Source organism: Flavobacterium ginsenosidimutans (assembly GCF_003254625.1).
GTDB lineage: Bacteria > Bacteroidota > Bacteroidia > Flavobacteriales > Flavobacteriaceae > Flavobacterium > Flavobacterium ginsenosidimutans.
This window is the reverse complement of sequence record NZ_QJRJ01000082.1, coordinates 395,380-409,218: the sequence shown is the minus strand read 5'-3', so window position 1 is coordinate 409,218 and position 13,839 is coordinate 395,380. Positions and strand designations below refer to the sequence as shown.

Sequence of the window (13,839 nt, the reverse complement as noted above, 5' to 3'; positions counted from 1 at the left end):
TAAAAGTATGAATGCTGATAACACTTCTTTTTTAGAATACGATAAAAAAAATATTCTTATAGAACAGCAAAAAGCACTTGGATTTGTATTCGATAATCTTGATTTGTCGAAAATCGCCTTTTGCGGAGGAGTCGCAGATTATTTGAACCTTCGTCAATACTATCAAATGCGGGTAAATGATTTGGATATATTGTATGAAAACGAAGAAGATTTAAATCCAATTAAGAATAAAGTTGACATAAAGAGATATACCTCTAAATTTTACAAAACCAGAAACGGAGAAACATTGGTTTATAAATTCAAAATTAATGGCAAGGAAATAAATGTAGATAATTTTCCAAATGATTTTTCGAGACTAACTCTTACCCAATCACCTCTTTTAGGTAAAATGGTATGGCATTCCTCATTTAATGAAATGAAAAAATATCACAACAGTGAGATACATCTAAAAACCTCAGAAATAGCAGGAGTAAATTACGAATGGAAACGATTATACAAGCACAGCCGAAAAGCTTCTTTGTACAACAATGTGACTTTCTTAGAAGAGAAAAACTTAATTCATACCATTAAAAAGAACATTTTATGAGGGAAGAGCCTAGAATAATTTACAGTTTAGATGCATTTCCTGTTAGTAATAATCGGTGGAATCAAGGTAATAAATTTAAAGAAACAATTTATTCGACTGCATTAAGCATACTATACAGCCATTTATGGTATCAGGATATCGAGCTTTATGCTGATGACACTGCCTATAAGTTTCTTTATATGCTTCCTATCAGAGTTACTGAAATTAGCAGCAATAAAGACACAGTTATTTGGATGAAATCGAAAATTGATGTTATCGAAAAACAAACTAAACCTTTTGTGCATCTTGACAATGATGTCTTTATAAAGAAAAAAATATTTTTTGATTTTGAGAAGGTAATTGTTGAGCAAAATGATTACGAATTGTACGGTATGTACCAATATCGTTTAGATTTTTTTAATCAATACACTCAAAATTTAGACTATTGGAAACCAGATTTGGGATATGCATATAATTGTGGAGTATTAGGTTTTAGAGACTTTCAACTTCGAAATCAGTTTTTAAAAGCTTTTTATGATTTAGAAGAAATCTTTATAAAAAATCATAATCCCAAAATAGCAAAAGTAGAACCTTGCATTGTTTTAGAACAATATAATCTTGCGGCATTATTGCATCATCATAATATTAAACCAACATTATTACTGTGGAAAAAAAACTTATTCGAAAATTTCCAACTAGCAGATAGAATTGGTTATTCACACATTGTAGGTCAAAAAAAATACAGAATTGACATAGTTGAAGAAATAGAAAACAGGCTTTCTAAACTCTTTCCGTATTGGTACAAAGAAGTAAAGAATGCCTTAGATAAAGAAGGCATCGCTTAAAACAAAACGATATGAAACAACAACACAAGATGATTTACAGCCTTGATGTGCTTCCCATAATACATAACAGATGGAATATGGGAGACAAACTAAAGGAAACGATCTACATGACCGCTCTAAGTGTATTATATAGTCATATGTGGTATAATGACATTGAGCTTTATGTAGACGAAATAGGCTTTAAATTCCTGAATATGCTTCCTTGTGCCGTTACCAAAGTGCAAAATGACAATAGAATTGACCTTTGGATGAAATCGAAAATTAATGCTATGGAACTTCAAACAGAACCTTTTGTTCACATAGATACCGACATATTCATTAAGAAAAAAATAGATTTTCTTTTTGATGATGTTATAGTAGAACGCAAAGAAGATACTTATGAAATCCATTATAAAAAACAAGTAGAGTTTTTTAATAAATACACCAAGAATCTGCCTTACTGGCATACCAATTTGGGCTATTCTTATAACTGTGGCATATTTGGTTTTAACGATCTCAAGCTCCGCGATGAATTCATAAAAAGCTATTATGACTTGGAGAATATATATATCGAAAACCAAGAAAACTTTACTGAATTAAAACAAGAAGGTTATGAAACCTGCATTTTAATCGAACAATATACTCTTGCATCGCTGTTGAATTATAAAAACAATAATCCGACAGTGCTTTTGAAAGGAGACAACATTACAGAGCATGGAAAATATGCCGATGCGATTGGGTATTCTCATTTTTTTGGAATGAAAAAATATGACAAATATGTTGTTGATGAAATTGAACTTCGGCTCTCTAAAATATTTCCGTATTGGTACAAGCAAATAAAAAATGCATTAGAGAAAGAAGGTGTTATCGCAAATAATCTGCAGTTTGTTTAGTGAAACAAATTAGTATTTCAAAATGGTAAAATACATAGATCATGAGAGAATTTGAACAAAAGAAAATAGCTAATCACTCCCCTTCTACTTTTTTTGGACCAAAAGTCCAAAAGAAACTAACTACGGGCGCTGTAGGAGATAAATATGAAGTAGAAGCCGATAATGTTGCTGATAAAGTAGTAAACAAACGTAAAACTGGAGGTTTACTGCAATCCAGAAGCGAAGAAGCTGTACAGCAAAAACCTATTGCAGAAACCGTTTCAACAGTTCAAAAACAAGACTTGGCACAAGAACAGCCTCTGCAAAAAAAGGGAGAAAAAGAAGAAGACAAAAAAGTTCAAAAGAAATCGGATAAGGAAGAGGACAAAAAAGTACAGAAAAAAGGAGAAAAAGAAGAAGACAAGAAAGTGCAAAAGAAATCGGATAAGGAAGAAGATAAAAAAGTACAGAAAAAGGGAGAAAAAGAAGAAGACAAAAAGGTACAAAAGAAATCAGATAAGGAAGAAGACAAAAAAGTACAGAAAAAATGTGCCAATTGCGAGAACGAAGACAAAAAGACTCAGAAAAAAGAAGAAAAATCAGTTCAAGCAAAACTAAAGGAATCGAACTCGGTAGATGAAAACGTCGAAAGTAATCTCAACAGCTCTAAAGGCGGTGGCAATGCCATGGATAAAAACACAAAGCGTGAAATGGAATCAGGTTTTGGAGCCGATTTTAGCAGTGTAAACATCCATACAGACAGTAAAGCTGTTAAAATGAGCGAAGAGCTAGGCGCACAAGCTTTTACGCATGGCAATGATGTCTATTTTAATAAAGGAAAATACAATCCAGACTCCAAAGAAGGCAAACATTTGCTGGCACATGAGCTCACGCATACGATTCAGCAGACTGGAGCCAAACAAAAGTCAGGAACAATACAAAAATCATCTGTAGAAAACCATTCTGAAGATTTACAAGCTGGAAACAATTTGAATAAAACTGATAGTAAAGTCAGACCAGAAACTACGGCAGCTCTGAACAACAAGTTACAAAAACAAAAGCAAAAAGAAAAAGAAAAAGGAAAAGGCGGTCGCGATTGTTGTTCAGGTGAATATGGATTACCTAAAGAGAATTTCCCTTTTAACATAGATGATTCTGTTATGACTGGGGCAACTTTTTGTGCAAAGGGCAATTTTAAAATATCCTCAACTGCAAAATGGGCTAAAAAGCATACTGAAAAACATTACCATATACGATTAACAGCTATACAGTTCGGAGAAATAAAAAAAACTACAAGAAGATATAATGTTGGCGAAACAGAAACACAATCATTTGAAGTAACAACCAAAGACTGTATCTACTTTAAAGTAGTGGTCGAAGTAATTAATCCTAAGAATAGCCCAAATTTGAAAGGAAGTTTTAGCGTAACTTATTAGAGAGAGATGCCGGCATTAAAGCAAATATCAAAATCAAATTCTCCGCACTCCGCGTCACATCATGACAAGGGGAAGGAATCTTTTTTTGGTGTTCAGGCAAAATTGAATATAGGAAAATCTAACGATAAATTTGAAGTAGAAGCCGATAGAGTCGCAGACCAAGTAGTAGCGAATAAACAAACGGCAAAAACAGACTCTTTCTTTTCGCCATCGCCAGTAATGCAAAAGAAACTGGCTCGCGATGTTCAAAAACAAGAAGAGAAAAATAAAGAAGTACAGCGAAAAACTGCTGCCCAAACCATAACACCTGTTGTACAGCTTAAAGAAGAATTAATCCAAAACAAACTCGATTCTAGAATACCAGAAAAACGAGAAATCAATCCAGCTTTTTCTTCAAAAACCTTAATTCAGCATAAGCTGGAAGAGAAAACTCAGAAAAAAGAAGAGACAGTTCCGAATAAAAAAGAAATCAAAAAACCTGAAACTGTTTCAAAAAGTACCCTATCAATCAAACCTTTAATTCAAAATAAAGGAGAAGAAGAAAACGTACAGCAGAAAAAAGAGGAAGAGAAACAAAACTCAGACGAAGAAAAAGCACTGCAAAAAAGTGCTGCTAGCGATGCCAATCCTAGCGATAACTCTAATATCGAGTCCAAGTTAAACAGCAGTAAAGGCGGTGGTTCTCCTCTATCTGGAAAAGTAAAAACCGAAATGGAATCTGGTATTGGAGCCGATTTCAGTAATGTGCGCATACATAATGACTCTAATGCTGTTCAAATGAATAAGCAATTGGGCGCGCAGGCTTTTGCTACTGGAAACAATATTTATTTTAACGAAGGAAAATACAATCCGAATTCCAAAGATGGCAAACATTTACTCGCCCACGAATTAACACATACTGTACAACAAGGAGCGGCGATTAGAAAAAAACCAGAACCAATCTCCCCTGCTCCCGAAATGATTCAGGGTTCATTACTATCCAGCCTGATTCCTGGTTATATCAAAAATAATGTCAGACATATTCCCGGTTATACACTGCTTACGGTCGTAGCAGGTTACGACCCTCTAAATGATGTAAATGTTGAGAGAAATGCTATCAATCTTATAGAAGGATTTATGGGACTAGTTCCTTTTGGGACCGCAATATTCGATAAATTACAAGAATATGGCATCATAGACCGTGTATTTAATTGGGTCAAAGGACGATTGAGCGAATTGGGCTTAACGTTGGATTCATTGCTTAAATTAGTAAAAGATGCCTGGGATGAATCCTCACTTACCACTTTTATCGATGTAGTTACTTCCAAATTTAATACAGTTGTTGCTAATGTCCGTACGTTTGCCACTTCTCTTGTCGATCAGGTTATTACCTGGATAAAAGAAGCCTTGATTGGTGTTGCTGAACCTCTATTGGCAGAAAACAAAGCATGGTCATTAATCAAAAAAATAATCAAATTCGATCCGTTACGCAATGTAGCTGTGAATTCAACAACGGTCGAAATATTAGAAGATTTCTTAATACTGATAGACAAGCAGACAGAGCTTGAACAAATGCGTGAAAAAGGCACGCTCAAAAAAACTGCCGACTGGCTTGATACTCAGGTTGGAACTTTCAATTCGTTGTTGGGCCTACTTCGCGGACTTATAACTGCAGCCTGGAATGCTATTCAACCTGCAAATCTGGCAAACATTGCTGATAATCTCTCTGCACTTGCCTCTCAGGCGGGAACATTCCTGCAAAAGGTTTGGGATTTTGCCTCAGGAGTAGCAAGAAAAGTATTAGAACTTGTTAAAGATTCACTTTTAGGATGGCTATCTTCTCAGGCCGCTACGGTAAGAGGTTATTCGCTTGTGAAAGTAATTATCGGAAAAGATCCTTTTACAAAAGAAGTTGTACCTCGCACAATTCCAAATCTAATACGAGGTTTTATGAGCCTCATGGATGGCGGAGAAGAACAATATAAACAAATGGTTGAATCTGGTGCAATAGCCAGAATCGCAGGCGAAGTTGAAGCTGCAGTAACAGCGCTCAACATGACGCCACAGTCTATAATTCAGCTCTTTACTGATATTTGGGATTCTATGACGATCAATGATCTTATTCATCCTTTAGATGCTTTCACGAGAATCATTGCTAAGTTTGGAGAACCTATTGGCCGACTAATCGCTTTTGTGGCAGAAATTGTCAGAATTGTAATTATTGCCATTCTCGAAATCATGAATTTCCCATTCGATCTCATCGGAAATATTATTACAAGAGCATTAGAAGCGATTGAAGACATCAAGAAAGATCCAATTGGCTTCTTAAAAAATATACTAAAAGCGCTTAAACAAGGATTCATACAGTTTTTTGACAATATTGTAACCCATTTAATAAACGGTGTAACCGGCTGGCTGATGAGCGAGCTCAAAGATGCCAATATTCCGGTACTTACTGATTTCTCTTTACGCGGAGTTATTACTTGGGTATTACAAGTGCTGAATATCTCGATGGAAAAAATCTGGGAAAAACTTGCCGCACATCCTAGAATTGGACCTGCAAGAGTTGCCAGAATCCGTAGTGTGATAAATACGCTTGAAGGGATCTGGACATTTATTAAAGACGTTCAAGAACGTGGTATGGCTGCTATTTGGGACAAAATACAAGAACAGCTTAGCAATTTATGGAATACCGTTCTCGATGCCGTGAAAAACTTTGTCATGGAACGTATTGTCAATAGAATTACAGCCAAACTTCTAAGTATGTTAGACCCGACTGGAATCATGGCAGTAATAAACGGTGCTATGGCATTTTTTAATGCGATACAAAGTTTTATCAAATACTTGCGAGAAATGCTCGAAGTTGTCAATTCATTTGTCAATGGTGTAGCAGATCTTGCTCGAGGCAATGTCGCCACAGCAGCCAATTATCTAGAAAGAACTATGGGACAAGCAATGCCTGTCGTGATTGGTTTCTTAGCAAATCAAGTTGGTTTAACTGGTATTGGCGCAAGAATTGGCGAAATGATTATTTCCGTACAACAAATGGTTGATGAGGCGCTGACTTGGTTAGTGAATAAAGCTGTTGACACGGGAATGAATATGCTGGACAGACTTATGGGAAGAAGTCAACCAGAAGCAGCAACACCTTCTGGAGCTGTGGCAGGAGCATTAGCAGAAATTGATACTGAAAGTGAAAAAGAAATCGACGAAGGAGAAATAACCCTAGAAGAAGCAGAAGGAATTAAAAATAAAGTTAATACAGATCATTCTTCTGTAATTAATATTTCCTCCGTTACCGATGGAGGAGAAAATTGGGATTTCAACTATATTCAAATGAATAAAAAAAGTGAACCAAAGAAACCTGCTCCAAAAACGGAGATTAAGCCTACCGTTATGGATCAAGGAAGACCAAAAAAAGTTGTTGCAAATCCATTAACAAAAAAACAACCTGATGGTGGAGCTGGAGAAAGTAGAGTAGATAGAACTGTTATGACAGGAAATAACTTTATAGATGCCTTTGTAGATAAAAATTCAGGTAATCAATCTGAAACAAAAGGCGTTCATATTTTATCTGCTGCTTTGTTTGGAAAAGCAACTAACGAAAATTTAGCTTTTGGTACACAATCTTTAAACACAAAAATGGCTAATGGCCCAGAGCAATTTGCAAAGAATAATAAATCAAAAACTTTAAAATATTCTATGACTGTTAATTATTATCAAAGTTCTAAAAATGATTCAACTTTTGCGTTACCATCCCCTAGTAATGCACAGTTAACTTTAGCACTTGGTTTTTATATAGCGCAATCTATAACTGCCAAAATTGATGAGATAGACGGAACTAAAACTAAATCAGTCTATTCGCAAATTTTAACAGGTAATTTTCCAAATATTGTAGGAACAGCGGCTACTCCACCAGAGCAATTAATAACAGATTTATTAAAAAGTAATAAAGTTTCAGGACAGTTTAGAGAAAATGGAAAAGTTTATAAAAAAACACGCTTTACAGGATATAGAGAAATAGCTAGAGAGCTTTCCAGAACAGATAGAGTAATAAGAGATGCAATCAATAATTTAACAGATGATGTAATTATTAAACCAGATAATAACTATTATGTAAGATGAAAAAGAAATATTCAGAAGAAGTAGAAAAATTATTCAAATTTGGAAAAACTAATTTGTCTAAGGATTGGCCAGATTATGCTCAAGTATTGAACATTGGAAAAAAAAATGCAGACGAGCTAATCGACATTGTAAAAACTCATAATTTAAGTCATGCAGTTTCAGGATTTAAAATAGAAGATTTTGCTCCGAGGCATGCATGGAGAGCTTTAGGTCAATTAAAAATTACAGAATCAGTCCCTGTTTTATTGGATGCATTACTTGACGAAAAAAATGAAGAGGCTTTTGAATTTCATTCTGAATTGCCAAAAGTTCTTGTACTGATGGGATTCGAAATAATTCCAGATTTAGAAAAATTTATTAAAAACCCAAAAATTGATTGGGATTTCAAAGTTATTATATTTAAGGTATTGGTTCAATTTGCTTTACAGAGTTCGAAATATAGAGATTACGTTGTAATCATTTTTAACGAATTATTTATTAAATATCACAAGGAACCCATTTTTATTTCAAGACTTTTAAATGAGTTATTTAAACTTGATCCCATTGAGTATGAAGTAATAAAAGAAATAATTAAAAAAGACCAATATGATTATGGCAGTATTGATAAGGAAAGTCTAATACATTTTATAAAACTATCTAAATTATATTAAAGAGAGTATCATTTTTTTCTTTTCACTAATGCTAATTTATAACTCAAAAAACATCTAAAACACTAAAGTCATGCAAAAAACATTCTACCAAAAAGAGCTGCTTATTAAAGCAACACAACAAAGAAATGGAGCAAATAACAACAAGAAAGACGTCGAAAAAATTCAATCTTGGCTTAATTTATTTGCTATGCAGAATCCTGGTTCGGGAACGGCAACAGGTATTGATGGAGATTTTGGTCCTGCAACTGAAAAGGCTGTTTTGAATTATCAAAAATTCAATGGTTTGCCTCAAAACGGAAATGTAGATCAAAGCTTGTTTGATAAACTTGTATCGCCGCTCAAAAAAGCTTTTGAAAGTCCAATATCGGGAAGTAATCTGAGAGAATTAATTCTGAATGCAGCCAAAAATCATCTTAAAAATCAACCTCTGGAGCTTGTCATAAATAACCAAAGCAATACTGGTCCGTGGGTTCGAAGCTATATGGATGCACACGAAGGAACCGAATGGTTTTGGTGTATGGGGTTTGTTCAGGCTATTATTGATCAGGCGGCTTCTATTCAGGGAAAAAACTTTAAAACCCTAATGCCACTTACTTACAGCTGTGATACTGTGGGTACAACTGGTCTTCAGAAAAATATATTGACACGTTATCAAAAAGCCAGAACTAATTCAGATTTGATAAAACCAGGCGATATATTTCTTCTTCAAAAAACACCAAACGACTGGATTCATACTGGAATTGTAACTGCTGTTCATGCCGATACCATAGAAACGATTGAAGGCAACACTAATTCTGGCGGTTCTAATAACGGAAACGCTGTGATGGACAAAATCAGAAATTATAAACAGTCTAAACTTGATTTTTTCTCAATCGAATCTTTAGTATAGAAAATGGAAAATGTATTTACATATCTCAAAAACCAATTCGCATTTCAGCTTGATACTCTTTTTCAGGTCGAAAATCCAACGGAAAAACCTGTCTTGAATCAGCTTGATGCGAATGGTTTTATTGATGAATTTATTATCGAAAATAATCTCTCAGAAATTGATATTCTTATTTTGGTACTCGCTCTTGTCCCTCATGTGAAACCAGATTTTTTGAGTTCGATTATTGCGGAATATTTACCCAATGGCGGTGAACTGCCAGAATTTGGCGGAATGAAAACAAAAAATCATCGCGGAATTCTACCAACGGGCGAAACAGCTCAGTTTTTAATTGCGGGAAATGATCTCGAAAACCGAATTTCATTCTATAATTATCTGCACAATCAATCTTTTTTATATAAAAAGGGAATTGTCAAAGTAGAATCTGTTCCAAATGGCGAACCTAAATTGAGTGGTTTATTAATTTTAGAAGATGAATACATCGAAAAATTTATAACTGGAAAAATTCTAAAACCACAGCTGAGCAGTATTTTCCCTGCGCAATTAATAGAAACGGAATTAGATTGGGACGATTTGGTATTGAATTCCAATACTTTAAATCAGATAAAAGAAATAGAAACTTGGCTTAAATTCAACGATATTTTACTTCATGAATGGAATATGAAAGCCAAAATAAAACCCGGTTTTAGAGTTATGTTTTACGGCGCGCCAGGAACAGGAAAAACGCTTACGGCTTCACTTTTAGGAAAATATACTCAAAGAGATGTTTATAGAATTGACTTATCTATGGTGATTTCGAAATACATTGGCGAAACCGAAAAAAACCTTTCTTCTCTTTTTGACAAAGCAACAGACAAAGACTGGATTCTATTTTTTGATGAAGCTGATGCTGTTTTCGGAAAAAGAACCAATGTTAGAGATGCACACGATAAATATGCCAATCAGGAAGTTTCGTATTTGCTGCAGCGCATAGAAAATCATACTGGATTAGTGATTCTGGCCTCCAATTTTAAAACCAATATTGATGCTGCTTTTACCCGCAGATTTCAATCTATAATTGAGTTTGAAGTACCTTCTTATGGTGAACGTTTAAGATTGTGGCAAAATAATCTGCCAAAAGGAATCAAAATTGCTGAAGACGTAAACCTTCAAGAACTTTCAAAAAAATACGACATTACGGGCGCTAATATTGTCAATATCATTCAATATGCTTGCTTGAGAACCTTAGAAGATCAAAATAAAAGCATCAACCTAAATCATTTGCTTCAGGGAATTAAAAAAGAATATGCAAAAGAAGGAAAAATGATGTAGTTGTCATTCCATAGTAGTGTACTCTTTAGCCATAACTACTTTGCCATTGACTACTTTTTCATAATTATTCTTATAATGTGAAGTCGAATCGTCTTCGCTAAGGTCGATTCTGGTTATGATTTCAGAGTATTTTAAGGTGCCGTTTTTATTAAAATAATGCTTTTTTCTAATCTCATTATCAATAGTAAATGAACTTGTAGAGAGTATTCTATTAATGCTATCCTTTTCTTCTATCGCATTGTCTGACAGCTCTTCTGAAAATTCAAATGATTTTGTCTTTTTATTAAACACGAATATATTTATCATATCAGTCATTGCAGAACTTCCGCTGCTTGTGATCAGAAAATCTTTAAAACCATCAAAATTTAAGTCCTGAAAATGTTCATTAAAATAATCTTGTTCATTAAAATCATTTTCAGATTTAAAATAATCTGAATGCGTTAATAAAATTCGCTGTGTTTTATAATCTCTTAATTCTAATGTTGTTGCACCCGAAATAGAATCAATTTGTTTCCAGATACATTTTATATCATTGAGAAGAAAAGGCTGACTTATTTTTACAGGGATAATTATCTTAGTTTGAGAAACTTCTTTTCCAGAAACCCTATCTTTAAGGTCTTTTTTTACAGAAACATTATCTGTTGCATTTCTACAATTCGTTAAAAGTAGAATAATAAATATCGAAATAAGATTTTTCATTTATCTATCAAAACCAATTGTTCCCCTTTTTGGGACATATAACAATTTTAAATCTGAATAATATTGATCAAATTCATCTTTTGAAATTACTTCCACATTTAGCAACCATCTCAAATCATTTACCTGAGTTGCATAATCTAAATTTGGATCTAAACTTAAATATCGTTCACGCAAATAATTATCTCTCTCTAAAAACAAAGTTGTTATGAATTCGTCTACTAAATTTTTATTAGGGTGCTTTTTAAATAAAAGAAGCTGTCCGTTATTATAAGTTCTAATTTTCCATGAATTTTCATTCATAAAAAAATAAATAGTAAATAAAACAATAGCTATAAATGCAAAAGCAATCCAGGCATCGGGATCAGAATCTTTATCATTACGGAAATAAAAAGAAATTCCTGTTATTCCAAAAATAAAAAGTGAAAGTAGTAATATAATATTATTAGAAGTTTTATACGTCGTTTTCTCTTTTGACAAATTTTCAAAGGCAATCATTCCTTCACTTTCACCTCCTACATAAGATGTTTTATAATTCACTTTATTATCAAGAATATTATATTCTCTTTTTGTAAATAATCTTCTCTGCTTTATCGTCTGCATTTATTTTCTTTAAAAAATTAGGCCTTAAGCGTGCTAGATCGAGAATGCGAAAGACTTGAAATCAATTCTAAAGGTTCTACATAATGTGGATTTTTGCTGATCTTTCCATCCTTGATCACATAAGGATGTGTAAGCAATATATCTGTAAGTGTATTTTGGCTGAAACTGCTAATATCATACATACAAATTAGTGAAACGGAATGTTGTGGAGTAAGAAGATTCAGTCTAGCTTCATACTCTAAAAGTTCATCAGTTCCTGGCAGGTTCTTAAGAGCCCAAACCATATCTCCGCAAGCTCTGACACTTTCATAACCAGCTCTTGAAGCCGATAATAAAGTCTGTTCGAGCATTTTGTACATTTTTTCGGCAGCAAACTCGCCATCCTTGATATAAGTGTTTTCAGAAGCTAGCACTTCCAATTGACCACTCGAAAGTTTTTCGGTAATAGAGATTCCATTATCAGCCAGACAGCGACAATGTTCACCATGACGACTTCCTTCAAGAATGTTGATTACTTTATCATTGGCTTCCAAACCCTCTAAAATATAGGGAATAATTACCTCATATTGCTGTTCTCTCGAATCGAAAAAACCGCAAATGTGCATTGGAGCCGATAATGATTCTCCGCATACCGAAAATGGAGTTTGTTTATTCATACATCAAATATACGCATTTAGTTTCTTCACACACTTGCTGTATAAAAAAATCAGGTTTCATCAACTTTTCTTTAAATAAACAATTTTGGTTTTTCCTATTTTTCCATTAAATGAAAATGGAGCTTGATCAAAATAGTCTAAAGAAACGGGAGAATTTAAATCAGTTATCAAAAACAAAAACTCCTTCTGCTTAGGAGTTTTTGTTTTTCATGAAAGGTTTTAAGAATCATATTTTTAATTCACAATTCACCATTTACAATTAATAATTATTTTAAGTCAATCTCGACCTTATCAATAATTCCAGTAAACTTAAATGGAGCTTTATAGGATTTTGCAACAGGAGATCCTGAATCTTCACCAATTCCGAAAGTATCGATTCCGAAACGAGCAGCGACGGTTTTATCAATTCGTCCTTCGCCAACTAATTTATCATTGATATAAAGTTTTCCTGTTCCGCCTTTTCCAGTTCCTCCTCCATCATAAGCAAAATCAAATCGTACGGTACTTTTTCCAATCGGAAGTGATTCTTTTGAAGTAATGACGTAACGAGCATCATCAAAATAATTATAATGATAAACCGGTTTTCCATTCTGTACATACAGTGCAAATCCAGCCGAACTTCCTCCAGAAGCTACAATAATACCGCTGTCTGATTTTGATTTCAGCTCAATTTCGGCTGTAATACTGTGTGATTTATTTTTAGTATTTGGGGAAGCTGTTTCTGCCAGTCTTGTTGCTCCTGCATAAAAAGTAAAGTGTTTGCGTTTAGGATCTGATGGAGTTGGTTTTGGCGAAATTAAACGACCTGTACCTCTGTCATCTAATGGATAAACATTATACTTTTTCGCTTCTTCATCAAAAATCGCTTGCAGTTCCTTAAGCTTTTCAGGATATTTTTTAGCCAAATCAACCGATTCGCTATAATCTTCATCAATATTATAAAGCTCCCATTTGTCTTTATCCCAGTTTCCTGGTGCAAAATCCTGTCTCCACGGGAAAGTATGCTGTGTCGCGGCAACCCAGCCATTATCATAAATTGCACGATTACTAAAAATTTCAAAATATTGTCTTGTTCTTACAGGTTTTGCATTTTTATCTGTAAAAGTGGACAAGAATGAAACTCCATCCATAGGTTTCTGTTCAACACCATCAACCGTTTTTGGCGCTGGCAAATGAGATGCATCTAAAACTGTTGGAAGCACATCGATCAAATGCACAAATTGGCTGCGCATACCG

General features: G+C 34.0%; 12 protein-coding genes. 8 read left to right on the top strand and 4 right to left on the bottom strand.

Annotation, left to right across the window (positions count from 1 at the left end):
- Nucleotides 1–7: 7 nt before the first annotated feature.
- From DM444_RS22310 to DM444_RS22275, 8 genes are all read left to right on the top strand, one after another.
- Nucleotides 8–586: a hypothetical protein gene (locus DM444_RS22310; RefSeq protein WP_111291210.1), complete on the top strand. Its 579-nt coding sequence runs from the start codon at nucleotides 8–10 to the stop codon at nucleotides 584–586.
- The gene (locus tag DM444_RS22305) at nucleotides 583–1,410 is read left to right on the top strand and encodes a DUF6734 family protein (RefSeq protein WP_111290769.1); all 828 of its coding nucleotides are present in this window, start codon (nucleotides 583–585) and stop codon (nucleotides 1,408–1,410) included. Before DM444_RS22310 ends, DM444_RS22305 begins: the two co-directional genes overlap by 4 nt.
- A gap of 11 nt (nucleotides 1,411–1,421) precedes the next feature.
- A complete protein-coding gene (locus tag DM444_RS22300) occupies nucleotides 1,422–2,282 on the top strand; it encodes a DUF6734 family protein (RefSeq protein ID WP_111290767.1) in 861 nt (286 codons plus the stop codon).
- A 41-nt stretch (nucleotides 2,283–2,323) separates the two neighbouring features.
- The gene (locus DM444_RS22295; protein WP_239455773.1) at nucleotides 2,324–3,697 is read left to right on the top strand and encodes an eCIS core domain-containing protein; all 1,374 of its coding nucleotides are present in this window, start codon (nucleotides 2,324–2,326) and stop codon (nucleotides 3,695–3,697) included.
- Between the two features lie 6 nt (nucleotides 3,698–3,703).
- Nucleotides 3,704–7,801, top strand: coding sequence for an eCIS core domain-containing protein (locus tag DM444_RS22290; protein ID WP_239455772.1), 4,098 nt, complete (start codon nucleotides 3,704–3,706; stop codon nucleotides 7,799–7,801).
- The gene (locus DM444_RS22285; RefSeq protein ID WP_111290765.1) at nucleotides 7,798–8,451 is read left to right on the top strand and encodes a hypothetical protein; all 654 of its coding nucleotides are present in this window, start codon (nucleotides 7,798–7,800) and stop codon (nucleotides 8,449–8,451) included. The genes DM444_RS22290 and DM444_RS22285 overlap by 4 nt, the downstream gene beginning before the upstream one ends.
- 70 nt (nucleotides 8,452–8,521) lie before the next feature.
- Entirely contained in the window at nucleotides 8,522–9,340 is an 819-nt protein-coding gene (locus DM444_RS22280) for a peptidoglycan-binding protein (RefSeq protein ID WP_111290763.1), read from the top strand.
- A 3-nt stretch (nucleotides 9,341–9,343) separates the two neighbouring features.
- On the top strand, nucleotides 9,344–10,648 hold the full coding sequence (locus tag DM444_RS22275) for an ATP-binding protein (RefSeq protein WP_111290761.1): 1,305 nt from the start codon (nucleotides 9,344–9,346) through the stop codon (nucleotides 10,646–10,648).
- A gap of 3 nt (nucleotides 10,649–10,651) precedes the next feature.
- Here DM444_RS22275 and DM444_RS22270 read toward each other — a convergent pair whose 3' ends face one another.
- The 4 genes from DM444_RS22270 to DM444_RS24125 all read right to left on the bottom strand — a co-directional run bounded on the left by DM444_RS22270 (nucleotide 10,652) and on the right by DM444_RS24125 (nucleotide 13,835).
- Entirely contained in the window at nucleotides 10,652–11,347 is a 696-nt protein-coding gene (locus DM444_RS22270) for an XAC2610-related protein (protein ID WP_111290759.1), read from the bottom strand.
- Nucleotides 11,348–11,947 (bottom strand): hypothetical protein, encoded by a 600-nt coding sequence (locus tag DM444_RS22265; protein WP_111290757.1) that lies wholly within the window; start codon nucleotides 11,945–11,947, stop codon nucleotides 11,348–11,350.
- Between the two features lie 17 nt (nucleotides 11,948–11,964).
- Nucleotides 11,965–12,603: an MEDS domain-containing protein gene (locus DM444_RS22260; RefSeq protein ID WP_111290755.1), complete on the bottom strand. Its 639-nt coding sequence runs from the start codon at nucleotides 12,601–12,603 to the stop codon at nucleotides 11,965–11,967.
- A gap of 266 nt (nucleotides 12,604–12,869) precedes the next feature.
- The gene (locus DM444_RS24125; RefSeq protein WP_394364533.1) at nucleotides 12,870–13,835 is read right to left on the bottom strand and encodes a hypothetical protein; all 966 of its coding nucleotides are present in this window, start codon (nucleotides 13,833–13,835) and stop codon (nucleotides 12,870–12,872) included.
- Nucleotides 13,836–13,839 lie beyond the last annotated feature (4 nt).